The sequence below is a fragment of the Nonomuraea sp. 3N208 genome (assembly GCF_052245935.1).
GTDB lineage: Bacteria > Actinomycetota > Actinomycetes > Streptosporangiales > Streptosporangiaceae > Nonomuraea.
Map to the genome: position 1 here is coordinate 235,038 of NZ_JBQQBR010000014.1, position 22,986 is coordinate 258,023.

Annotated in this window: 23 protein-coding genes; 7 read left to right on the forward strand and 16 right to left on the reverse strand. The window is 69.0% G+C overall.

The features are described 5' to 3' along the window. Nucleotide 1: 1 nt before the first annotated feature. From ACTWPT_RS22915 to ACTWPT_RS22925, 3 genes are read right to left on the reverse strand one after another with little or no spacing between them, the layout of a single operon-like run. Nucleotides 2–1,381, reverse strand: coding sequence for a xanthine dehydrogenase family protein molybdopterin-binding subunit (locus ACTWPT_RS22915; protein ID WP_443179470.1), 1,380 nt, complete (start codon nt 1,379–1,381; stop codon nt 2–4). Beyond that, nucleotides 1,381–1,884 carry a (2Fe-2S)-binding protein gene (locus tag ACTWPT_RS22920; RefSeq protein ID WP_443179471.1) on the reverse strand — a complete coding sequence of 168 codons (504 nt, stop codon included), beginning with the start codon at nt 1,882–1,884 and terminating at the stop codon, nt 1,381–1,383. Before ACTWPT_RS22920 ends, ACTWPT_RS22915 begins: the two co-directional genes overlap by 1 nt. A gap of 11 nt (nt 1,885–1,895) precedes the next feature. Continuing rightward, nucleotides 1,896–2,693 carry an FAD binding domain-containing protein gene (locus tag ACTWPT_RS22925; RefSeq protein ID WP_443179472.1) on the reverse strand — a complete coding sequence of 266 codons (798 nt, stop codon included), beginning with the start codon at nt 2,691–2,693 and terminating at the stop codon, nt 1,896–1,898. A 94-nt stretch (nt 2,694–2,787) separates the two neighbouring features. On the opposite strand from ACTWPT_RS22925, the gene ACTWPT_RS22930 reads away from it, so the two are divergent. The 3 genes from ACTWPT_RS22930 (at nt 2,788) to ACTWPT_RS22940 (ending at nt 4,056) form a co-directional block, all read left to right on the forward strand. Further along, complete coding sequence (locus ACTWPT_RS22930; protein WP_443179473.1) at nt 2,788–3,486, forward strand: GntR family transcriptional regulator; 699 nt, start codon at nt 2,788–2,790, stop codon at nt 3,484–3,486. Nucleotides 3,487–3,572: 86 nt separating this feature from the next. Further along, nucleotides 3,573–3,746 carry a hypothetical protein gene (locus tag ACTWPT_RS22935; protein ID WP_443179474.1) on the forward strand — a complete coding sequence of 58 codons (174 nt, stop codon included), beginning with the start codon at nt 3,573–3,575 and terminating at the stop codon, nt 3,744–3,746. A 148-nt stretch (nt 3,747–3,894) separates the two neighbouring features. Further along, complete coding sequence (locus ACTWPT_RS22940) at nt 3,895–4,056, forward strand: hypothetical protein (RefSeq protein ID WP_443179475.1); 162 nt, start codon at nt 3,895–3,897, stop codon at nt 4,054–4,056. Nucleotides 4,057–4,230: 174 nt separating this feature from the next. On the opposite strand, the gene ACTWPT_RS22945 is transcribed toward ACTWPT_RS22940, so the two are convergent. Further along, complete coding sequence (locus ACTWPT_RS22945) at nt 4,231–4,782, reverse strand: DUF4396 domain-containing protein (protein WP_443179476.1); 552 nt, start codon at nt 4,780–4,782, stop codon at nt 4,231–4,233. 396 nt (nt 4,783–5,178) lie between these two features. Here ACTWPT_RS22945 and ACTWPT_RS22950 point away from each other — a divergent pair, with 396 nt between their 5' ends. Then, nucleotides 5,179–5,895 carry a YqjF family protein gene (locus ACTWPT_RS22950; protein ID WP_443179477.1) on the forward strand — a complete coding sequence of 239 codons (717 nt, stop codon included), beginning with the start codon at nt 5,179–5,181 and terminating at the stop codon, nt 5,893–5,895. 250 nt (nt 5,896–6,145) lie between these two features. On the opposite strand, the gene ACTWPT_RS22955 is transcribed toward ACTWPT_RS22950, so the two are convergent. The 11 genes from ACTWPT_RS22955 to ACTWPT_RS23005 all read right to left on the reverse strand — a co-directional run bounded on the left by ACTWPT_RS22955 (nt 6,146) and on the right by ACTWPT_RS23005 (nt 17,926). Next, nucleotides 6,146–6,613 (reverse strand): four-helix bundle copper-binding protein, encoded by a 468-nt coding sequence (locus ACTWPT_RS22955; protein ID WP_443179478.1) that lies wholly within the window; start codon nt 6,611–6,613, stop codon nt 6,146–6,148. Between the two features lie 565 nt (nt 6,614–7,178). Next, nucleotides 7,179–7,472, reverse strand: a complete 294-nt coding sequence (locus ACTWPT_RS22960) for a Fe-S cluster assembly protein HesB (protein WP_443179479.1) — start codon at nt 7,470–7,472, stop codon at nt 7,179–7,181. Between the two features lie 1,048 nt (nt 7,473–8,520). Next, complete coding sequence (locus tag ACTWPT_RS22965) at nt 8,521–9,111, reverse strand: TetR/AcrR family transcriptional regulator (RefSeq protein WP_443179480.1); 591 nt, start codon at nt 9,109–9,111, stop codon at nt 8,521–8,523. Continuing rightward, the gene (locus ACTWPT_RS22970; RefSeq protein ID WP_443179481.1) at nt 9,111–10,094 is read right to left on the reverse strand and encodes an aldo/keto reductase; all 984 of its coding nucleotides are present in this window, start codon (nt 10,092–10,094) and stop codon (nt 9,111–9,113) included. The genes ACTWPT_RS22965 and ACTWPT_RS22970 overlap by 1 nt, the downstream gene beginning before the upstream one ends. A 133-nt stretch (nt 10,095–10,227) precedes the next feature. Further along, complete coding sequence (locus ACTWPT_RS22975; RefSeq protein WP_443179482.1) at nt 10,228–10,377, reverse strand: hypothetical protein; 150 nt, start codon at nt 10,375–10,377, stop codon at nt 10,228–10,230. Further along, entirely contained in the window at nt 10,353–11,162 is an 810-nt protein-coding gene (locus tag ACTWPT_RS22980) for an Fpg/Nei family DNA glycosylase (protein WP_443179497.1), read from the reverse strand. Before ACTWPT_RS22980 ends, ACTWPT_RS22975 begins: the two co-directional genes overlap by 25 nt. Before the next feature lie 257 nt (nt 11,163–11,419). Further along, nucleotides 11,420–13,591: a family 43 glycosylhydrolase gene (locus ACTWPT_RS22985; protein WP_443179483.1), complete on the reverse strand. Its 2,172-nt coding sequence runs from the start codon at nt 13,589–13,591 to the stop codon at nt 11,420–11,422. 3 nt (nt 13,592–13,594) lie between these two features. Next, nucleotides 13,595–14,404 carry a carbohydrate ABC transporter permease gene (locus ACTWPT_RS22990; RefSeq protein ID WP_443179484.1) on the reverse strand — a complete coding sequence of 270 codons (810 nt, stop codon included), beginning with the start codon at nt 14,402–14,404 and terminating at the stop codon, nt 13,595–13,597. Further along, nucleotides 14,401–15,315, reverse strand: a complete 915-nt coding sequence (locus ACTWPT_RS22995; protein ID WP_443179485.1) for a carbohydrate ABC transporter permease — start codon at nt 15,313–15,315, stop codon at nt 14,401–14,403. The genes ACTWPT_RS22990 and ACTWPT_RS22995 overlap by 4 nt, the downstream gene beginning before the upstream one ends. Beyond that, on the reverse strand, nt 15,315–16,646 hold the full coding sequence (locus ACTWPT_RS23000; RefSeq protein ID WP_443179486.1) for an ABC transporter substrate-binding protein: 1,332 nt from the start codon (nt 16,644–16,646) through the stop codon (nt 15,315–15,317). The genes ACTWPT_RS22995 and ACTWPT_RS23000 overlap by 1 nt, the downstream gene beginning before the upstream one ends. A gap of 278 nt (nt 16,647–16,924) precedes the next feature. Continuing rightward, nucleotides 16,925–17,926, reverse strand: coding sequence for a LacI family DNA-binding transcriptional regulator (locus ACTWPT_RS23005; protein ID WP_443179487.1), 1,002 nt, complete (start codon nt 17,924–17,926; stop codon nt 16,925–16,927). A gap of 129 nt (nt 17,927–18,055) precedes the next feature. On the opposite strand from ACTWPT_RS23005, the gene arfA reads away from it, so the two are divergent. Next, nucleotides 18,056–19,534, forward strand: coding sequence for an arabinosylfuranosidase ArfA (arfA, locus tag ACTWPT_RS23010; protein ID WP_443179488.1), 1,479 nt, complete (start codon nt 18,056–18,058; stop codon nt 19,532–19,534). 68 nt (nt 19,535–19,602) lie between these two features. Here arfA and ACTWPT_RS23015 read toward each other — a convergent pair whose 3' ends face one another. After that, nucleotides 19,603–20,040, reverse strand: coding sequence for an RICIN domain-containing protein (locus ACTWPT_RS23015; protein WP_443179489.1), 438 nt, complete (start codon nt 20,038–20,040; stop codon nt 19,603–19,605). 281 nt (nt 20,041–20,321) lie between these two features. On the opposite strand from ACTWPT_RS23015, the gene ACTWPT_RS23020 reads away from it, so the two are divergent. Both ACTWPT_RS23020 and ACTWPT_RS23025 read left to right on the forward strand, forming a co-directional pair. Continuing rightward, a complete protein-coding gene (locus ACTWPT_RS23020; RefSeq protein WP_443179490.1) occupies nt 20,322–21,185 on the forward strand; it encodes an endonuclease/exonuclease/phosphatase family protein in 864 nt (287 codons plus the stop codon). A gap of 88 nt (nt 21,186–21,273) precedes the next feature. Further along, a complete protein-coding gene (locus ACTWPT_RS23025) occupies nt 21,274–22,863 on the forward strand; it encodes an alkaline phosphatase D family protein (protein ID WP_443179491.1) in 1,590 nt (529 codons plus the stop codon). The last annotated feature ends 123 nt before the right edge of the window (nt 22,864–22,986 follow it).

Below are 22,986 nucleotides of genomic sequence, written 5' to 3' on the forward strand. Positions count from 1 at the left end.
CTCAGCCCTCCGATCGCTCGGTCGACGACATTGCCCGGTACTCCGGCGGAAGGTCGTGCCCCACCAGGTCAGCGGCGCTCTGGATCACCTCGACCAGCGCCGTGCCGGACGCGATCTTGCGATGTGCTTTCATGTCGCCGTCCCGGTAGGCGTTCTTGAGCCGAAGCTGCAGCGGGTCCATGCTCAACTCCCGGGCGATGCGGTCCATGTGCGACTCCAGCGCGAAGTCGCCGATCGTGACGCCGAATCCGCGCATGGCGCTGGACGGTGTGCGGTTCGTGTAGACGCAGTAGGCGTCGACGTGGACGTTCGGGATCGTGTACGGGCCGGGCATGTGCGCCGCCGCCTTGGTGGTGCCGTACGGGCTGTGCCGGGAGTACGCGCCCGCGTCCACGTAGAGCGTGATCTTGCGGGCGACGATCCGGCCGTCGTCCATGACGCCGTCCTTGATATAGATGCGCTCGGCCGCACGCGGGGACGACACCTGCATCTCCTCGGCGCGGCTGTAGACATACTTGGCGGGCCGGCCGGTGAGCGTGGCGGCGAGGCAGGCGAGCGGCTCGACGATGACGTCGACCTTGCCGCCGAAGCCGCCCCCGACGGTGCCCCCGACGACGCGCAGACTGGTGGGCGGGACGCCGAGGATGAGCGCGGTGTTGTCGAGGGTGAAGAAGGCGGCCTGGGTGTTGCTGTGTATCCGCAGCCGGCCGTCGCCCTGGGGAACGACGATGCAGCCGGTCGGCTCGGTCGGCGCGTGCTCGATCGGCGAGGAGCTGTAGCCGCCCTCGATGATGCGGTCCGCCTCCGCGAAGCCCCGCTCGACGTCGCCGAAGCGGACCCGGCGGCAATGATGTCCCTCGTACACGAAGTGGTTGGTGCCTGCCTGCTTGATGATCGGGGCGCCGTCGGCCAGCGCCTCCTCGACGTCGAGAACGGCGGGCAGGTCGGTGTAGTCGACCACGACCCGGGCCGCGCCCTCGCGGGCGGCGTCCTCGGTCTCGGCCACCACGGCGACGATCGGCTCGCCGCGATAGAGGACCCGATCCTCGGCCAGTACCGGCTCGTCGTCGGGCCCCACACCGATCAGGCGCAGCACGACGTACCAGTTGCTCGGGACGTCCTCGTGGGTGATGACACGAAGCACGCCCGGCACCTCGAGGGCGCCGGAGACGTCGACCCGGTTGATGAGGGCGTGGTGCCGCGTGGACCGGTGGATCTTGACGTGCGTCATCTCCGGCAGCGTCATGTCCTCGAAGAAGACCGTGCGGCCGGTGACGTGACCGCGGGCGTCCGAGCGCTGGACTGCGGAGCCGATGACGGCGAAGTCGCCGGCACGCTCGCCCTTGAAGTATGCGGTGTCGATCGGGGTGACGCGCGCCATCAGACCTCGGCCTCCACGGGCTCGAGCGGGGCGCCGCTGCGGCGCTCCGCGGCGGCGAGGACGGCGGCGATGATCGGCTCGTATCCGGTGCAGCGGCAGACGTTGCCGCAGATCGCCTCGGTGACATCCTGACGGGTCGGATCCGGCTTCCGGGTGAGCAGCGCCGTGGCTGACATGATCATCCCGGGGGTGCAGAACCCGCACTGCGTCGCGAAGAGGTCGACGAACGCCTGCTGGACGTCGCTGAGCCGGTCGCCGTCGGCCAAGCCCTCGATCGTCTCCACGGTAGAGCCGTCGACCGTCACGACGGGGATCAGGCACGAGACCACGGGCCGGCCGTCCAGCAGCACGGTGCAGCTGCCGCAGCCCCCTTGCGCGCAGCCGCGCTTGGCCCCCATCAGTCCGAACGTCTCGCGCAGGGCGTTCAGCAACGTCGTCGACGGCCGGGCGATCAGCTCCCGCTCGCTGCCGTTCAGCTTGAGCGTGACGATTCTCGAGGGCATACGATCCCCTTTCAGGCCCCGAGCAGGGCGCGACGCAGGTGGACGGGGTAGACCCGAGCGCGGTACCAGGCGGAGGCGTAGGCGTCGTCGAACGGCTCGATGACGTCCGCTTCGGCCGCCTGGGCGACGACCTCGGCGTTCAGCGGCGCGCCCAGCAGAACGCGCTCGGCGCCGACCGCACGCACCAAGCGGCGCGCGAGGCCGCCGAGCACGAGACGGACGTCGCCGACCAGGCCATCCTCGATCGTGATCCGGGCCGCCACCGTGACGATGGATCCTGAGTTGAGACGCCGCCGACTCGCCTTGTAGAACCGGAACGCGTCCTTCGCCGGAGCGGTGAACCGGACACAGGTCACCAACTCGCCAGGCCGCAGGCCGTCGGTGACGACCCGCTCGAGCGGGTCGCGCCGCGCGCCCTCGGCGCCGAGCACGTCCAGCTCCGCGTCCAGGGCCAGAAGAGCCGCCGCCAGGTCGCCGTACGGCTGCGGCACGAAAAGGTTGCCGGCCACGGTGGCGAGGCTGCGGACCGGCGGGGAGGCGATCGAGCGCACACAGCCGGACAGGTAGCTCAACCGAGCGTCGTCCTCGATGTCCGCGAGCGTGGTGGCCGCCCCCAGGGCCACGGTGGCGCCGTCGACGTCGATGCCGGACAGTCCCGCCCTGCGCAGGCTGACCAGCCGCAGGTCGCCGCCGGCTTGATCGTTCAGCCGGGCCATCAGATGGGTGCCGCCGCCGAGGGGCATGGCCCCCGTCTGAAGCGCCGCATGAGCCGCCTCGGCGCTCTCAGGCATCTGAACCGATATCAGCATGCACACTCCCATTATCGATATCGATAATTGGAGCATAGGTGGCATGATCTAAGAGTCAAGGGCGCTCTGGGCCCTCAACGTCACAGGAGGCTTGTTGTCGGAACCCACGGGGAACCCGTCCACCGTCCCGCGCTCCGCGCGACCGACGCTGAGCCAGCAGATCCGCGATGGTCTGCTGCAACGGATCGTCGCCGGCGAACTCGGCGAGGGCGACCGGCTGATCGAGACGAAGATCGCCATCGAGTTCGGAACGAGCCAGGCCCCGGTCCGGGAGGCGCTTCGGCAGCTCGAGGGCCTCGGCCTCATCGAGGGCCAGCCTCGTCACGGCAGCCGGGTGCTTCCCTTCGCCGAGCAGACGATCCGCGAGGCGTACATCGTACGGGCGGCACTCGAGGAGACCGCGACGCGGCTCGCCATGCTGGCCGGAACCCTCCCCTTCGACCGGCTGGGGGAGGCTGTCGAGCAGATGCACCGCTGCGCCCGGGACAACGACGTGCACGGCATCGGCCTGGCCAGCGCGCGGTTTCACCGGCACGTCGTGACGGCCGGCGGCAACGGGCTGCTAACCCGCGCCTGGGAGACGCTGCAGATCGAGGCGCGCACGGCCATCGCCCTGATGGTCACCAGGCCGGAACTCGAACGGGTCGCCGATGAGCACCGCGAGCTACTGGACGTCATGCGCGCCGGGGACGTCGAGATGGCCTGCCGTCACGCCCGCGACCACCAGTGGGCCTACGCCGACACGCCGCACGACCCGTACGGAACGCCGAAACATGAGGACTGGAACGTGTGACAGCACCTACGGCGCTTCGGGGACAAACCCGAGGCCTGGCGGGAGCCGCTGCGTGACGGCCTGGCGGGCGCGGAATCGAGGAGGAAGTGGAGATCATCGAAGTGGCCGGCGAGGTTCTGCGGCTGACCGACCCGGAGCAGGCCGGCAAGTACGTGGTCCAGGTGAAGGGCGAAGTGCACGGCTTGGCACAGGGCGACCACCAGGGCGTGACGATGAACTTCGGTACGCCGGGAAAGTCCTCCGATGAGGGCCGATTCTGATCCGCCGTCGCTGTCGGCGCAGGCCGCGCTGATGGCGCTGTCCCGCGTGCGCTGGGGCCGCTCGGGAGGGAGGGTCTGACGAGCGCAGGATGGCGTAGCGGCAGGCGACGCCGGTGAGTACGCCGCCTCCAGCGCCGATCCCCGCGGCATGCCCGCGACACTGCCGCACTCCATCGGCGGCCTCATCGTGCTGCTCCTGATCACGATCCTGTCCGTAGTCAAACCACAGGGCCTGACGCCGTACGGGTGGCGCAAGCAACAGGAGGTTCGACGCACGAAGACCAAGGGTCGGATGGCGACCACCGGATGAACGAAGCGGAGGCCCCAGGCGTGCCTCAGTCTGCTTGGCCGGTAACAGGCGGACGCTGTGGACCACGATCGTCGTCTTGGCGGCCGGCGGTCGGGCTCCGCCACGAACCCACGACCGGTCGAGCACAGGCAAGCAGCGACCGATCGTAGGTGTAGTGGGTGAGGTCGCCGGCTCTCAGTGGCCGTGGTGGTATTGGTGGATCACCGCATGGCCCTTCCCCCGGCCGATCAACCACTTGTTCACGGGCGTGGTCAGCACGAACGCCACCAGCAGGGCCCCGGCCAGGGCCACCCAGAACAGCCAGCTGGTCAGCCCCGCCTCCATGGCGCCGGGCACGGTCAGCATCACCGCGTTGTCCAGGATCTCCATCACCGCGATGGAGATGGTGTCCGCGGCCAGCGCGACCTTCAACGCGGTGCGGAAATCGACACCGGCACGCAGCACACCCCGCATGGTCAACGCGTAGCCGAAGACGAAGGCCAACGCCACGGCCAGCATAACGGTGGCGAGGTTGGACAAACCGACCGAGGTGCCGATGACCATGCCCAGCACTTCGCCGATGGCACAACCGGTCAGGCAATGCAGGGTCGCTTGCGCGGCCATGCCCCAGGTGGCGACGGGTGAGGTGGAAGGGTGGTGCCCGGCGGGTTGGGTCGCATGGTGCGCGTGCTCGTCCTCAGTGTGGGTCGATTCGGGGCTCGCGTGGTGATGACCGCCATGGTCCATGATGATCCTCCTTAGTCGTAGAGTCAGGATTATACGGGTAGGGGGTATATTCCGGAAATTGGTGCGACTGACCACAACCCTCCGCGGTGGTCAGTGCCACCTGTGGGTAGACGGAGTATGGGTGTCGGCGGTGGGTGAAGGTACCACGCCGGCACAGTCCGACCAGCGCGAAGGAGCGCAGTTGCAGCCACCATCGAGTGCGTCATTGCCGACGACCGCGCCTGACCCGGCTGCGAATACCGTTTGTCCTCCGAGCGTGCGGATCCTGTCGGCGAGTCGTGCTCGGCGTGCGGTTGGCGAACGGCGACCGCCCGTCGCCGGGGATGGCGCGGTCTGTTGTGAACCGCCTTCCACTGGATTCATCCTGCATGCGCGATCAGCACGTCGGATGCACGCATGAAGGCCCCGCCACCTCCGCGCGTTGCGCGCCCGGTGATGTATCACCGCTGGTCGCAGATGACGTTCCTGCACTGGCGATATCCGGCCGAGGTGGTGAGGGCGCTCGTGCCGGGCTCGTTGACGGTCGAAACGTTCGACGGGACGGCGTGGGTGGGGCTGACGCCGTTCCGCATGGAAGATGTGCGGATGCCGCGTATGCCGGCACTGCCGTGGTTGTCGAGCTTTCCGGAGACGAATTGCCGCACCTACGTGCGTGACAGTCGCGGGCGCTCAGGTGTCTGGTTCCTGTCGCTGGACGCCGGGCGGCTGGCGGCCGCGATCGGCGGGCGCACTACCTACTGGCTGCCGTACTTCTGGTCGGACATGTCGGTGCACACAGAGGGCGGCCGCAGGCGGTACCGGTGCCGCAGGCGGTGGCCGGGACCGGAAGGGGTGCGGTGCGATGCGGACGTGGCCGTGGGTGCAGCGCTGGCGGAGGACGAACGCGACGAACTGGCCCACTTCCTGACCGCCCGTTACCGTCTGTTCACTGTGGCGGCAGGGCGGCTCGCCGCGGCCGAGACCGAGCATCCCACCTGGCCGTTGCAGCATGCGGAGCTGATCAGCCTGGACCAGGACGTGCTCCACGCTGCCGGCCTTCCGGCCCCGGACAGCGTCCCGATCCTGCACGCCTCGCCCGGCGTGGAGGTGCGGGTAGGGATGTGGAGCTGGTGACACGATCACCGTGATCGCGGCCAGCGCCGGGAGCCCGGCCGCGGTCCCTGGTTACCGGCACGACGTCTGTTCGGCGCCGTGCCGACCGGCTGGATCGGCGCGGACCTGGGCGGGGTCCGGCCGGTCGGCACGGTGGCCGCGTGGGTGCGGCGGCGTGGACAGAAGGCCGCCCTGGCATCGCGGCGCGTGGGCGCGGGCGTGACGGACATCTGCGCTCCCGTCGCCCGCGCAAGTCCCGAGTGGACGCGGCCTAGCGTTGCTGCTGCTGTGGGCTGCTCTGGCTGGGCGGGCCGGTGGGCGCCGATGTCGGTTCGAGCTGGGGCAGCAGGGCGTTGAGCGCCTGCTCGGTTTCCCGGCAGGCCTCTGCGCAGATGCGGCAGTGCTCGTGCCGGCTGCTGTGCTCGGCGCAGGAGTCGCCGCAGGTCTTGGTCGCCTGGATCGCGGCTTGCACTTGTGCGCGGGAAAGGTTGGCGTCATAGCCGGTGTGCCGCGACAGGACCGCTGCGGTGGTCGAGCAGATGGCGGCGCAGTCGAGGTTGTCACGGATGCATCGGCTGAGCATCGGCAACCGGTCGGCGGGCTCCGACAGACACGCGTCGGCGCAGGCCGTACAGGCCTGGGCGCAGGCTTCCAGTGCGTCGATGACACCGGCCAGTTGCCTGTGGTCGAGGTTGATCTGGGCCGGGTAGGCGTCCAGCATCTTCTCTGCGTAGGTCATGGTGACCTCCTTCTTTCGGATGTCCGGAAACGCCTACCCGTCACGGCCACACCCAGGCCTCGATGTGAGGGACAAGGAATCAGATGCCAGGGCGGGGCAGGCCATCCAGGGGGTGGGGCTCGCCCGCCCGATCATCGATCCGACGCCCGTCGCCTGACCATACGGTGACGGCTGGACGGCAGACATGAGCTCACCGGCCTTTCCCGCTGGTGCGGTCAGCATGCCCAATGCTTCCCTTTCCTCGATATCTCCCGTCCGAGGATGGGTTGGGGGTCTGAATACAGCCGGTGAGCGCGCGCGGAACGGGGAACGACCTGCGTAAATGCATTTGTACCGGCCTGGAGCGGCGTCTACCGTGACCAGCCCGGCCGACGAGGGCGGGGCCTCGGCACGCAGGCCGAGCACGGCTCGCGTCGGCACGGTGTTGCCCCCCGGTGCCGGGGTGGACGCCGCTTGCGCGTTGCGCCGGGCGCCTCACACGTCTGCCGCCAGCCCCGCAACACCGTCACGCATGGCGCCGGACTGGCGAGGCCAGGATCATCTCCCGCTCGAGATCACTAGCGAATCACGTCGTTTGGCGAATGATCCGGAAGGTGGGTCTGTCTTCCTGAGCGATGTCTACGTCGAGGGTCTTGTCTTCCAGAAGTGAGGCGGCGGTCGGTTCGAGGTACACGCGGACGCCCTCTGCTTCCAATACTTGATCGTCAGGGTGCGGCCCACTTGAGATCGAGAGTTCAAGAGATCCGGCAGGACCGTCGACAGACGATGATGCGATGCGTAGCCCGGTGTCCGGCGGTGTTTCCGGCTGTGACGTCAGGTCGCGGATGGCTGCGACCGCGTCGGCGGTCAGCGTGAGCACGGCGACTCCTCAGTTGGCGAAACCCCAGGGTCGTGCAAGGAGCGATTGCCCTGTCGCTTGCTCCGAGGTCCTTGCCCACACCCAGAAGCCAATAACCCCAATCATGGTCAAATACTCCCAATTCCGGCGGGTCGCTGGTCTCCTGGGCGACGGCCTACGGTCGCTGCCGAGCCGGCGGCGTGGACCTGCAGGCAATCCGCTGTGGGACGATGTGTCGTGGATGGGCGACGTGCCGGTGGACGCGGTGAAACCGATTTCTATGGAAACGAGCACTGGAACGGTTCCGATCATCACGTTTTGCTGGAATGGTGGTGTTTCGACGGGGATAGAGCTACTGCAGGGATGAGGATGAGATGACTGATGGCATTCGTCATCAGCGTGCGAAGGAACTAGTGTCCTCTTGGCCTGCGGACCGCTACGAAGTCCTGTGTCAGCGTCCTGCGCCTTACCCAGGTTCACGAGATCAGTACCACTTCGCCGAGTATGCGGTGGAATCAGCGCGGGCACTGGAGCAAGCCGGTCTCGTCACTCGTGTGGCTGTGATCAGGATGGAGGATGGCACCATCATCTACGACCCCCTCGCCGGCGTGGAATTGCCTCGAGGGCAGTGGTGACGGTGATGAAGTGCAGGTCCAGGACGCCGCGGCTGGCAGTGTGCTTGCCGATGTCTGGCGACCTCCGAGGGCATGGCGCCGGCGCGGATCCGGATCTTCCGCTCGGCCATCACAGCTGATCGCTGTACCCCTGGGCGCAGGGCGGAGGGACCTTGGCGCCAAGCTGGTCAGCGATCACACCCAGCTGGATCGCGAGGTCCGTCATGTGGCTGAGCAGGCACAACTGGGCCTGCCCAAACGGCCGAGTGCACGCCATGCGCTGACCACCGCCGTCACCGCTAACCCGCGGGCACCGCCGTCTTGGCCATGCCGTGCCATCACCCTTCCGGGAAACGGGACCGATGGCGGGACACGGACACCGGAGCCGGCGGGGGTCAGGCCGGCTCCCGGAAGATGCGCGGTGCGATGTCGTGCAGGTGTCCGACCGCTCTCCTCTATGGACGTACGGCCAGGCCCGACAGAATGAGCGCCCAGACGGCCTCGAAGCTCTCCGCCAGCCCCGGCTCCGACCACTCGGCCGCGTGGGCCGGATTGTGGAAGCGGGACGTCGCATCCAGTACGGCCCGGCCGGTCGCGGCGGGCCCGGCCGGTGCGGCGAACATGCCCTGGGCCACGCCGTCGGCGACGATCTGGGCCAGCTGCCCCGCAAGGGCGTCGACGTGGGCGGCGACCACCTCGCGTGCCTCCATGGTCAAGGCCACGTAGGTGGCGAACAGCTCGGGCTCCTGGCGGGCCATGGTCTGCTTGGCCGTACTGAGCGTGGTAAGCCAGCGGTGCATGCGCTCGGCCACGGGGCCGTCCTCGGCGGCGATCAGCGCGAGCGGGTCGGAGACGCCTTTGAGCCAGCGCTCGGTCACCGCGTCGCGCAGCGCTGCCTTGCTCGCGAAGTGGCGGTAGACGCTGCCGTGGCTCACGCCGAGGGCGCGAGCCACGTCGACCACGGTGGCCTTGCCAGGGCCGTAGCGGCGCAGGACCTCCTCCGCCGCTACGAGGATCCGGGCCGGAGTGAGCGCCGTGTCGGCCATCAGCGCTCACTGTCCAGCACGGCCATCTGGTGGGAGTCGTACCGATCACCCGCGGCGGCCCCGCGCGGCACGACCTGCTCGATCGCGGCCAGGTCGTCGGCGGTCAGCTGCAGGTCGATCGCGCCCACGGCCTCCGTCAGCCGGTCTCGGCGGCGGGCGCCGATCAGCGGGACGATGTCGGTGCCGCGCGACAGCACCCAAGCGATCGCGACCTGCGCGACCGTCGCTCCCTTGGCCTGCCCGATCTCGCGCAGGGCCTCGACCAGGGCGAGGTTGTGGTCCAGGTTCTCGGCGTTGAAGCGGGGGCTGCGCGCGCGGAAGTCGTTCGCGCCGAGGGCCCGCTCCTTCGACCAGTGGCCGCTGAGCAGGCCTCGCGAGAGCACGCCGTAGGCGGTGATGCCAATGCCGAGCTCGCGCGCGGTGGGCAGGATGTCGTCCTCGATGCCGCGTGAGAGCAGGGAGTACTCGATCTGCAGATCGGCGATCGGGTGCACCGCGTGCGCGCGCCGCAGCGTCTCGGCACCGATCTCCGACAGACCGATGTGGCGGATGTGCCCGGCCTTGACCAGCTCGGCCATCGCGCCGACCGTCTCCTCGATCGGCACGGCGGGGTCCAGCCTGGCGGGGCGGTAGATGTCGATGTGGTCGGTGCCCAGGCGGCGCAGCGAGTAGGCGAGGAAGTTGCGCACCGCGGCGGGGCGGGCGTCGAAGCCGACCCAGCCGCCGTCGGGGTCGCGCATCGCGCCGAACTTGACGCTGAGGAGGTAGTCCTCGCGCGGCCGCTCGCGCAGCGCATTGGCGATCAGCAGCTCGTTGTGGCCCATGCCGTAGAAGTCGCCGCTGTCGATCAGCGTGATCCCGGCGTCGAGGGCGGCGTGGATGGTGGCGAGGCTCTCGGCCTCGTCGGCTGGGCCGTACAGGTCTGACATGCCCATGGCGCCGAGACCGAGGTCGGGCACCTGGAGAGAGTTCAAGCTTCGCATAGTGAAAGTATCAGATATGGAATGACAGATGTCAATTTTTGTCAGTTCATGCTGCTCGCCCATCGTGGAGACTCCCTGCCCGTACGGGTATGCGGTGAAGAGAGAGGTGGTTTGCGGCTTCGCGGAGGTGGAGTCAGGCCGGCGGTCGACGGCGAGGTCTGGGCCCGCCGCGTACGTGGAGCCTCCCGGGCTCGTGGAAGACGCCGAACGCGTCGGACAGGACGTCGAGGTCGTCGGTGAGCGGGCCGCGGCGGATCGTCAGGAAGGTTGGCAGCCAGGGCACCAGACGGTCGTACGGCCCGAGATACGGCGGCTGGACAGGGGTGTGCCGCAGCGCGGGCAGGGGCCATGGGGCTCGTCGCGGATCCCGGTGAGCCAGGTGTCACGTGGGGGCACGCAGCCGGCCTTGATCGCTTCTCGCAGAACCCGGCGCATCGCCTCGTACAACGCGGCGCATTCGGTTTCGTCCAGATCTCCCACGGCACGCTGCGGATTGATACGGGCATGCCAGCAAATTTCGTCGGCGAGCAGGTTACCGAGGCCGGCGATGAACGTCTGGTCGGTCAGCACCGACTTGAGCCGCCCCCGGCGACCAGACAGCAACTCGTCGAAGCGCTCGCGGGACACGTCGCGCGCGTCCGGGCCGAGGTCGCCGAGCACCCGCTCGACTTGAATCGCATCGTCGGCAAGGCGGATCCCCTGGAGTTTCCGCATGTCGCGGAAGCGCAGCTCGCCGTCGTCGAACTGCCAGACGACGCGGTCATGCCGGTGCCATGGCTCGTCAGCGGAATGCCAGGACAGTGAACCGGTCATGCCGAAGTGCACCATCAGCACCGGCCCGCCCGCCGGAGCAATCAGCCACTTGCCGTGCCGTCGCGGCCGCTCGAACCGGTGTCCCCGCAGCGCGCCGGCCAGTTGCCGTGCGCTGATGTCGCGAAGGACTCCGGGGTCGCGCACGCGCACGGCCCTGATCGGCTCGCCGGTGTGCTCGGACAGCACCCTGCGGAAGCCCTCCACATCAGGAAGTTCCGGCATGAGGAAAGTCCTGCCCACCCAGCCCCGCCCCATCCCTGAGCCGCTTTCCGTCCTCACCTGTGAAGAAGGTCGAGTGCCCGGCCTCTGCCTCCGTTGTCGCCGAACCAGTCGAAAATCTTCAGCGCTGTCTCGGACAGGCGGTGTTCCCAAAAGCCCTCCTGCCGCTTGAGGTACTGCCTGCCCGGGGCGCGGCTGCCGAGCAGCTCGGACACGGTCACGTGTGAAGCGCTTGCGGTCGAGCTCACCTGCGAAGGCGCGGGCCCGGAGCCCGGTGACGGGCTCCGGGACGATCACTTGCTCCGGTGGACGCGCACGTAGTCGAACTCGGCGTTGACGGCCGGCTGTGCGCCTCCGTGCGCGACCAGGCCGATGCGCGGCGCGGTGTCCTTCGGGAACGTCCACACGCCGCCCCACGTCCACGTCTTGCCGTCGCGGCTGGAGCCGGCGCGGAACTCGTGCTCGCCGTTGGCCGGGTCGACGCGATGGGCGAGCCTGAGCCACGTGGTCTTCGCGGGCGGGCCGGCGATGTTGCCGCCGTACGACAGGCGGCCGGCGAACGGGAGCTCCCTGCCGTACTCCACCTGGCGGGTGTTCCAGATGGCCACCTGGCAGAGGCGGGCGAAGTCGTCGTCGGAGACGTACGCGACCAGGCCCGCCTGCTGGTAGTTGCGTACCGTGTCCTCACCCAGATCCAGGGTCACCTTGGTCTCGACGATGTAGTCGCCCTCGGGCGGGGTGCGGAGCAGCACGCTCGCGGCGTTGGCCGTGCCGACCAGGTCCGATCCCTGGACCGGCCAGCGGAGCACGCCGCCGGTGACGCGTGCGGAGGTGTCCTCGCGTACCCACTGCCAGCCGCGGCCCTCGCCGTCGAACTCGTCGGCGTCGAGCAGTGTGCCGGGGCGAGGGACCGGTGCCGGGCGGGTGACGGGGGTGAACAGCCGCGCCACGCTGACGTTGTCGAAGTCGGCCTGGCCCTCGGCGACCAGCCCGAACGTGCCCGACGGCGGGACGGGGGAGTGGAGACGTACGGTGGCGCGCGGGTCGCCGAGCCGATCGGTCGAGCCGACCTGAGCGCTGATCGTCCGGCCGTCGACCGTGACGGCCAGGTTGCGCCAGGTCGTCGCGGCACCCGGCAGGGCGGCCGTCCGCCGGGCCCCGCCCGCGGTCACGACCAGCTCGTTGCCGGACACCAGCACGGTCGCCCCGCCGATGCGCAGCCCTCCCGACCGGCCGGTCACCCGGAGGTCCGTCTCGGCACGCAGGTCGCCGCCGACGCCCTGCCGGGCGATCAGCGTCGCCGCCTTGCCGTTTCCGGCGCCATGCCGGACATATCCGTCCTGTACGGTCCAACCGTCCGTGCCACGCCACCCCGACAGATCACCCGTGAAACGCTCGTCCACGGACCCCCGCGTGACCGGCACCTCTCCCGACCGCTCGGACGGCCCGGCGCCCGCCCGCAGCACCGGCCAGTCGTCGATCCAGTCCAGCCGGTCCAGCAGCATGGGCCGCTCGTTGATCCCGTAGGGCTCGTCCAGGAACGGATCCGCCCGATCGATCGCGTGGTAAAGCATCCAGTCCTGCCCGGACAGGTCCGTCAGCTGCGAGTGATGACCGGTCCCGATCCAGCGGTTGCCGTTCTGATCCAGGACGGGGGTGCCACCGGCACGGGAGGCGAGCAGCGGTTGTCCTTCGCGATCGACGAACGGCCCGCGCGGGCTGGTGGCTCGCCCGGCCAGGACCGAGTATCCGGTCGTGGGCCCGGCGCAGCAGTTCGCGGACGAGGCCAGCAGGTAGTAGAACCCGTCACGACGTACGACATAGGCGCCCTCGAACTTGTTGTCGATGGCCACCTGCGTCGGCTGGCCCACGGCCCCCAGCCCATCAGGGGTGAGCTCTGTAACCCACAATCCCCCGAAAAATCCGCCGAAGTAGAGATATTTCCGCCCGTCCACATCCGTGAACTGCGCCGGGTCGATCGTGTTCCAGTACGAGTCGCCGGCCGGCCGCGGTGCCACCACGGGAGCGGGCTGATGCGTCCACGGACCCGTCGGAGACGGCGCTGTGGCGACCCCGATCGAGAAGTCCCACGGGTGCGGCGTGCTCGTGGTGTTGGTGACGGTGAAGTACATGACGTACCGCCCGTCGAGGTACCGGACGTCGGGCGCCCACAGCAGGCTGCCGGGCGCGGCGTACGGCGGCAGGTTGTCCTCCCCGAACGCGTCCCCCACGTACGTCCACTCCACGAGATCGCTGGACCGGGCGATGGGCAGCCGGTGGTGCCGGCCTTCCCCTTCCCGCAGCGGATCGGAGGTTCCGTAGGAGTACCAGTAGCCGTCGAGCCCTCGGATGACCGCCGGATCGGCGAAGGTGTCGGCGAACCCGGCAGACACGGGGTTGGCGTACGAGGAGGAGGGGCCGGAGAGTAAGGACAGGACGAGCGAGGCAACCGCTGCGATGCGCATGTATCAGCCCTTCAGCCCACTACGGGAGATGCCTTCGATGACGTAGCGCTGCGTCAGCGCGAACAGGATCAGCACCGGCACGCTGGCCAGCACGGCCCCGGCCATGATCACCGGATAGTCGATCGTGTAAGCGCCCTGCAGGATGGACAGCCCGGGCGGCAAGGTGAAGTAGTCCGGGCTGAAGATCACGAAAATCGGCCAGATGAAGTCGTTCCAGTTGCTCAGGAAGCTCAGCACCGCGAGCGTGGCCAGGGCCGGCTTCGACAGCGGCAACGTGATCCGCAGGAAGATGTGCCAGTGGTTGGCCCCTTCCATGAGCGCCGCCTCATCCAGTTCCCGCGGCAACCCCAGGAAGAACTGCCGCAGGAAGAAGACCCCGAACGCCCCAGCCGCCCCCGGCACGATCAACACGGTCAGGCTGTCGAGCCACCCCAGCGCGTCCACGATGAGGAACGCCGGAATGAGGAAGACGAACCCCGGCACCAGCAACGTCCCCACGATGACGCCGAACATCAGCCGCTTGCCCCGGAACTCCAGCCGGGCCAGCGCGTACGCGGCCAGCGACGACACGACCAGCACGAGCAGCATCTGGCCGGTCGCGGCGATGAGGCTGTTGGCGAACCACCGCAGCACAGGGGTCTGCGTCGTGCCCTCGAAGAGGGTGCCGTACGCCCGGCTGGTCGGCTCGGCCGGCCAGACCGTGGGCGGGACGCGGGTGGCCTCGGTCTGGCTCTTCAGCGAGGTGCCGAGCGCCCACAGCAGCGGCGCCACGAACACCACGGCCAGCGCGACCAGGGCCGTGTACCGCCTCATGACCGCCCCCTGAACAGCCGGAAGTTGATCACGCTGACGACGATCAGGGCGAGCGTGAGCACGTAGCTCATGGCCGAGGCGCTGCCCATTTTGTACTGGCCGAGGCCCTGGTCGAGGATGTACACGATCGCGGTCCTGGTCTCGCCGCCCGGCGCGCCCTGGGTGAGCAGGTACGACTGGCCGAACATGTTCGCCGAGGCCAGAATCGTCGTGGTGACCACGAACAACATGACCGGCCGCAGCCCGGGCAGCGTCACGTGCCGGAACTCGGCCCACCGGCCGGCCCCGTCCACCTTGGCGGCGTCGTACAGATCGCGCGGAATGTCCTGCATGCCCGCCAGATAGATCACACCGTTGAACCCCAGCGTCCACCACACGGTGACGCCGACCAGCGCGACCCACCCCCACGGCAGCGACGTCGTCCACGCGATGTCGGTGCCGAGCAGCCAGTCGACGAGTCCGAGGTTCGGATCGAGCAGCAGTCGCCACATGAGGCAGACGACGGCGACCCCCAGCACGTACGGCGCGAAGAACAGCCCGCGAAAGAACGTCCTGCCCCGGAACGACCGGTTGAGCAGCAGCGCGATCCCGAGCGGCAGCACCACCAGGAACGGCACGCTCAACAGCGTGAACCAGCCGGTGGCCCGCATCGACATCCAGAAATCGGCGTAGACGGCCGACGAGGGATCGAAGAGCGCGGTGTAGTTGTCCAGCCCCACGAACGGCCTGCCCTCGAGCAGGAAGTCCCAGTCGTGCAGGCTCACCCACACCCCGTAGATCGCCGGCGCCAGCACGAACACGCAGAACAACACCAGGTACGGGGCCAGGAACAGGTACGGAGTGGCCCGCCCCGACCAGGCGACCGGCGTCGCCGCCCTGGCCGTGGAGGCCTTCGCGGTGAGCGTGGTCATCAGGCGCCGTACTTCTTCCGGTTCTGCTCGAGGATCTTGTCCGCCTTGGCGGCCGCCTCGGTGAGCGCGTCCTTGGGGCTGTCCTTCAGCAGGATCGCCGCGTTGATGGCCTGGTCCACGACGGCGGAGGCGTCGCCGATGCCGGGCACGGACGGCAGGAAGTACAGGTTGTCGATCTGGGAGCCGATGGCCGCCTGCTCCTTGAGCGCCTGGAACTCGGCGCCGTCGCGGATGGACTTGCGCGCGGGCACCTGCCCCGCCTTGGCCCATTCGATGGAGTGCCCGCTGATCCAGTTGATGAAGACCTTGGCCGCGGTCAGCTTGTTCTGGTCGGGTTTGCGCTGCTTGAAGACCACGAACTGGTGGGAGCCGGCCCAAGCGGCGGGCTCGGCGCCGATCTGGGGCAGCGGCGCCACGCCCCACTCCAGGTCCTTGACCGCGCGCAACGTGTTGATGGACCAGATTCCGTTCCAGTTGAAGGCGGCCTTGCCGTTCTGGAGGGCGATGAGGTCGGCGTCCTGCCCGACGTTCTTGGGGCTGTAGCCCTTGTTGACCAGCTCGACCAGCCAGGTCAGGGCCTGCACGCCGGGCTCCTCGGCGAAGCGGGAGACGCTGGCGTCGTCGGCGAACAACTGCCCGCCGTGCTGGTAGAGCAGGCTGCCGAACTGCATGCTGCCGGTGAACGGGAACGGCGTCGCCCAGTGCCCCTGGATGCCCGCCTGCTTCAGGGCTTCGAGCGCGGCCAGGTACTCCTCGCCGGTCTTGGGCGGGTTTTCGGGGTCGAGCCCGGCCTTGGACAGGACGGTCTTGTTGTAGAACATGCCGAGTGGGTGCACGTCGAGCGGGATGGAGTAGCGAGCGCCCTTGTAGACGCCGGCCTGCCAGACCGGAGGGGAGAAGTCGGCCTCCGTCAGGTTGAGCGACGTGGCCACGTCGTCGAGGGGCAGCACCACCTGACGGGCGGCGTTGGTGGCGACGCTGTCCACGTGCATGATGCCGAGGTCGGGGCCCTGGCCGGCGGCCACCGCCGCGGGGACCTTCGCGTAGTAGTCCGCCCACTGGTAGACGTTCATGGTCACTTTGATGTTGGGGTGGGCGGCGTTGAATTGCTCGATCAGCCGCTTCATGAACGGGCCGTCGCCGCCGGTGAAGCCGTTCCAGAAGGCGAGAGAGACCGCCGGGCCCGTGTACGCCGTGGGGGCTGCCGTCGTCGCCGGCTGCTGAGTGGCCTGTCTCGGCCCGCCGCCCCCGCCGCAACCGGTGAGAACGAGGGCTCCGAGGCCGAGGCCGAGCGCGCGTCGCCGGGTGAGGTTGTCCAGGGACATCTGCATCACACTCCTGACCCATATGGTGATGCCTCGTTCTACATCGTTGTATCTAACGTTGTAAACAGCGCCGCCGGTGTTCGTTACAGCGTTGTAAATCAGACCCGCCCGGGCCGGCCGCCACTTGGACGATGTCCGCGATGAACCCGACCAGGTCGGCGAACCCGGCGTCCGCCCGCACGGACCCGGCCACCGCCGTGAGCAGCGCATCGCGGGTGGGGGAGTGCCGGCAGCACGCGCCGCACAAGCTCGTTCGCCTCTCGCCGAGACGCCGGACGGGTGGGCTAGGGGGATGTGGTTTCGCGGGCGAGGAGGCGGTGAGGCGCGCAGATCTCCTGGGGTGGTTGCCCAGAGGTACCGGCCAGGCGGGTGGCGAGCAGGTTGACGGCGGATTCGGCGATGCCGGTCTTGTCCGGCGCGATCGTCGACAGGCTCGGAGTGGAGAAGCGCCCGTCCTCGATGTCGTCGAACCCGATCAGCGCCACGTCCTGCGGCACCCGTACCCCTCTGGACAGCAGCGTGCGCAGCGCGCCCAGCGCCAGCGTGTCGTTGAAGCAGAAGACCGCGTCGGGCGGCGAGCCCGAGTCGAGCAGCTGCGCCATCGCGGCCGCGCCGTCCGAGCGGTGGAAGTCGCGCACGTACGCCACCGCGTGCGCCGTCAGCGAGGCGTCGGCCAGCGCGCTCTGGAACCCGCGCAATCGCTGCTTGGCCGTCATGGCCGAAGCCGATCGCTGGGCCCCGATGGCGGCGATGCGGCGGCGGCCGAGCTCGATCAGGTGAGTTGTGGCCAGCCGCGCCGCCGCGATGTTGTCCACCGCGATGTGGTCCAGCCGCGAGCGGCCGACCCGCTCGCCGAGCAGGACCATCGGCGTCTGGTCTGTCCTGGCCGCCAGATCGGCGCGAGTGAGCGCGAGCGGGCTGAACAGCAGGCCGTCGATGAGCTGGGCCCTGATGCCCGACACCACCAGCAGCTCCTTGGCCCGCTCGCCCTGGGTCTGGTCGATGAGCACGGTCCATCCGTGCCGGTCGGCCGCCTCGATCACCCGGGTGGCGAGCTCGGCGAAGTAGGGGATGGACAGGTCGGGCACGGCCAGCGCGATCACGCCCGATCGGCCCTGGCGCAGGTTGCGCGCCGACAGGTTGGGCCGGTAGGCCAGCTCGGCGATCGCCGCCTCGACCCTGGTGCGGGTGTCGTGGCTGACGTGCGGGTAGCCGTTAACGACATTGGAGACGGTCTTGACGGACACCCCGGCGTGCTCAGCGACGTCCTTCAGGCGCGGCCGCATGGATCCCCCCTCTGCCAGCTCGGAGAGCACTCTACAGCGAGATTTCCAACGATGGAACAACGGCTATTTACAACGTTGCATACGACGTTGTACGAATGGCAGGACCAGCACCGCGTGAGGAGCCGCCCTGTGAAGAGCGCACGACTGACCCTTGATCCGGCCTTCGAGATCGCTCCGGTGAACCGGCGGCTGTTCGGCTCGTTCGTGGAACACATGGGCCGCTGCGTCTACACGGGGATCTTCGAGCCGGGACACCCGCGCGCCGACGAGCACGGGTTCCGCACCGACGTCCTGGAGCTGACCCGCGAAATGGGCGTGAGCGTGGTGCGCTATCCGGGCGGCAACTTCGTCTCCGGCTACCGCTGGGAGGACGGCGTCGGCCCCGACCGGCCCAGGCGGCTCGATCTGGCCTGGCGGCAGATCGAGACGAACCGGTTCGGACTCGATGAATTCATCTCCTGGACCAGGAGGGCCGGGGTCGAGCCGATGATGGCCGTCAACCTCGGCACCAGGGGCATTCAGGAGGCGTGCGACCTGCTGGAGTACGCCAACCATGCGTCCGGCACGCACTGGTCGGACCTGCGCGTCAAGCATGGCGTCCCGGAGCCGTACGGGATCAAACTCTGGTGCCTGGGCAACGAGATGGACGGGCCCTGGCAGATCGGGCACAAGAGCGCGGACGAGTACGGCCGGCTGGCCAACGAGACCGCCAAGGCCATGCGTCTGGTGGATCCGGGGGTCGAGCTGGTGCTGTGCGGCAGTTCCAACAGCCAGATGCCCACGTTCGGCGCGTGGGAGGCGACCGTGCTGGAGCACGCCTACGACGCGGTCGACTACCTCTCGCTGCACGCCTACTACGAGGAGAACGGCGACCTCGACAGCTTTCTCGCGGCGGCGGTCGACATGGACCGTTTCATCTCGTCGGTGGTCGCGACCGCCGACCACGTCCGGGCCAAGCTGCGCAGGAGCAAGTCGATCAAGCTGTCGTTCGACGAGTGGAACGTCTGGAACCAGAGCCGCTACGAGGGACGCGAGCAGGGCGACTTCGAGGAGGCGCCCGAGCTCATCGAGGACACCTTCACCGCGGCCGACGCCGTGGTGGTCGGTGACTTCCTCATCACGCTGCTGCGCCACGCCGACCGGGTGAGCGTGGCCTGCCAGGCGCAGCTGGCCAACATCATCGCGCCGATCCGCACCTCACCGGGAGGTCCGGCCTGGCGGCAGACGATCTTCCACCCGTTCGCGCTGACCGCCCGCCACACGCGCGGCACCGTGCTGCGGGTGGAGCCGCGCTCTCCCCTGCTGGACACGTCCAGATACGGCGAAGCAGCGCTGCTGTCGAGCGTCGCCACCCTGGACGAGGAGGGCGTGACGATGATTGCGGTCAACAGGAGCGCCCACGAGGAGCTCGAACTGACCGCCGACCTGCGCCCCATCGGTCCGCTCCGGGTGGCGGAGACCCACCTGCTGGCGGCCGGCGCGGACCCGCATGCGACCGAGGTGGCCGTCGTGCCCCTCGCCAACGCGCAGCTCGACGGAGGAGAACTGCGTGCCCTGCTCCCGGCCGCGTCCTGGAGCCTGATCCGTCTCACCTTCCCCAGGGACTGACCCAGCGGGTGCGCAGCTGGAGCGCGAGGTGGGCGGCCGGCCGTCCCGGCACCGCCGGCGGCGGCAGGTCAGTAGACGAAGGGCCAGCCGGCCGCATCGTAGCCGAGCTTGTTGATGCCGAGCCGGGACGAGCCGTCGCCCGCGTACCAGTGGTAGTAGAGGATGTCGCCTTGGGACAGGCGGCCACCGTCGGCGGTGGACCACTCCCACACCTCCAGGGCCTTGCCGCTGTTGCGGTTGATCAGCTTGACGAACCCGTTGTCGGTGTCGGCCACGCGGAACTGCTGGTTGGCGCCGTCGGCAGTGGAGCGGTTGTAGACGTCCATGGCCTTGCCGCTGTGCCGGTTGACCAGCACGTAGGAAGCGTTGGTGTCGATGGTCGCGGCGGTCGCCGGGCCGGAGGCCACGAGCGAATGGCACACCGCGACCAGTGCCACGACGATTGCCGTGACGGCGGTCCTGAAACGGTGGCCGGGCTGTAAGGGACGGGCGGCGGGTGTCTTCATGGGGGTGCCTCTTCCTGTTAGCGCTAACATTTCGGCCTTACTGTGGCGCTAAAAGCCGGTCAAGAGGAGCTGTGAGCAAGTGTTAACGCGGACAATGCGGCCGTCAAGGCCTCTTGTCAGGTTGCAGCCAGGCCGCGCAGCTCATGGGGCCCCGGCAGGCTGGTGCCGGTGCAGGGACCCGCCGTTCCGACACCGATCGTCATGGCGTCGGTCATGCACTGGCTGCCACGCCGTCATCGATCCGCCATGCGGAAGTCACGGCCGGCCGCAATGATCTCGGCATGTTCGCGTCACGCCCTGCCCAGTTAGCCCGCCGCACCGCCGGCATCGCCGCGCTCGCCGTACTCGTGATCACGGGCGCCACCACCACGGCGAACGCCGGCGCGGCGGCCGTCTCGGACGTGCCCGACCGCCGGATCAGGGTCGCGACCTTCAACATCCACCACGCCCAGGGCGTTGACGACAAGCTGAACCTGCAGCGGGTCGCCGATGTGATCAGCACCGGCCAGGCCGACATCGTCGGCCTGCAGGAGGTCGACCGGCACTGGTCGGAGCGGAGCGAGTTCGCCGACCAGGCGTCCTGGCTCGCCGAGCGGCTGCACATGCACGTGGTCTACGGCGCCAACCTCGACCTCGACCCGCTGACCGCCGGCGCGCCACGCCGGCAGTACGGCACCGCGATCCTGTCCCGGTACCCCATCCTCGACTGGGACAACACCCTGCTGCCGCGCTACGACGGCCACGAGCAGCGCGGGCTGCTGCGGGCGCTGGTTCAGGTGCGTGGGGCGCGTGTGCAGGTGTTCAACACCCACCTCCAGCACAACAACGCCAACGAGCGTCTGGAGCAGGTACGCGCCATCCAAACGTTGGTCGCCGCACGCGAGGAGCCGGTGGTGCTCACCGGGGACCTCAACGCCCGCCCCGACGCGCCGGAGATCCGCGCCCTGTCCGACACCCTGTCCGACACCTGGCCCGGGGCGGGCGTGGGCGACGGCTACACGTACCCGGCGACGGGCCCGAGCGCGCGCATCGACTACGTGTTCACCTCGGCCGACGTCCGGGTCGAGTCGGCCGCCGTCGTCCAGAGCGATGCCTCGGACCACCTGCCGCTGTTCGTGGACCTGCTGGTCGGCCGCCGAGACTGATCCCGACGCTGCACCTTTTGGGCGAAGTGTCACATGTGCGCAATCCGGGGGACGCTTGGTGGTCGGCCGCGATCGCTGCGATGGCGGGGTGAACCACCCAGCTGATCCCCTCCCCGCCAATCCCCTCCGGCGTCGCGGCTTCCTCACCGGCATCGGTACCGTCGCCGGACTGGCCGCCCTCAGTCAGGTGCCGCTCGAGGGCACCGCGCTCGCGGCGCCGCGCCTGCGCGGCGACGAATATCCGTTCAAGCTCGGCATCGCCTCGGGCGACCCGACACCCGGCGGCGTGGTGTTGTGGACCCGCCTCGCGCCAGATCCGTTCAGTCCCGACGGCGGCATGCCGAGCCGTGCGGTGCCGGTGGACTGGCAGCTGGCACTGGATGAGAACATGCGGAAGGTCGTCAAACGGGGCACCGTGTCGGCGCTGCCCGAGCTGGCGCACTCGGTGCACGTCGAGGTGGACGGGCTGCCGCCGGGGCGGCACTACTACTACCGATTCCGCTACCGTGGCGACGTCTCCGACGTGGGCCGTACCCGGACCGCGCCCCCCGAGCACGGCGGGCCCGGGTCTCTGAGCTTCGCCTTCGCCTCCTGCCAGGATTGGACGCACGGCTTCTACCCGGCGTACCGGAGCATGGCCGAAGAGGACCTCGACCTGGTGATCCATCTCGGTGACTACGTGTACGAATACGGAGTGCCCGCCGACGGCGGCATGCGCAAGACCGCGACGCCGGACGTGCTCCGCGAGGCCCCGCGGAACCTCGACCGCTGGCGCATGCAATACGCGCTGTACAAGTCGGACCCGGATCTGCAGCGCGCCCACGCCCGCTTCCCGTGGCTGGTCACCTGGGACGACCACGAGGTGGCCAACGACTACGCCGGGGCATACGGCCCGATCGACGCCAACCGGGCAGCGGCCTATAAGGCGTGGTACGAGCACCAGCCCGTAAGCCGCAGGTCGTTGCCCGACGCGGACGGCTCGCTGCGGCTCTACGGCCGCTCCCGCTGGGGCCGCCTGGCGCAGTTCGACCTGCTGGACACCCGGCAGTACCGCAGCGCGCCGCCGTGCGGCTGGGGCGAGGCCCCCGCGTGCGCGGCCGGGAACGACCCGGCCAAGGGCACCATGCTCGGCACCACGCAGGAGCAGTGGCTCCTGGACGGACTGCACGCCTCCAAGGCCCATTGGAACGTGATCGCGACGAGCGTGATGATGGCCCGGCTGGACCACGACGGCCCGACCGGCGACATCATCTGGCACGACGCCTGGGACGGCTACCCGGCCTCACGCAGGGCCATCACCGATACGTTCGTCTCGGCCAAGGTACGCAACCCCATCCTCGTCGCCGGGGACTGGCACTCGACGTTCGTCAATGACATCCACCAGGACTTCGACCGGACTGACTCCCCGGTCGTGGCGACGGAGTTCGTCGGCACGTCGATCTCCACCAACGGGGACGACGAGGTCTACGGGCCCTATTACGGGCCCATGATCAAGTGGAATCCGCACATCAAGTTCTTCGACGGCGACCGCCGCGGTTACGTCACGTGCCGGCTTGACGAGCACGAATGGCGCACCGACCTGCGCATGGTGCCCACCGTCAGCCGGGCCGACGCCGCCGCCACGACCTTCGCCTCATTCGTCGTGGAGGACCGTCGCCCGGGTGCCGTCAGGATCTAGTGCCGCGTCAGGCCACGTTCGCCCTGTTGACGATCTTCCGTAGGCGGGGGTTGTCGGTGTTGCGGTTTCGCCAGGCGATGTAGCGGCGGATCATGCTGCCCTGCTCGCGGTGGCTGGCATGGT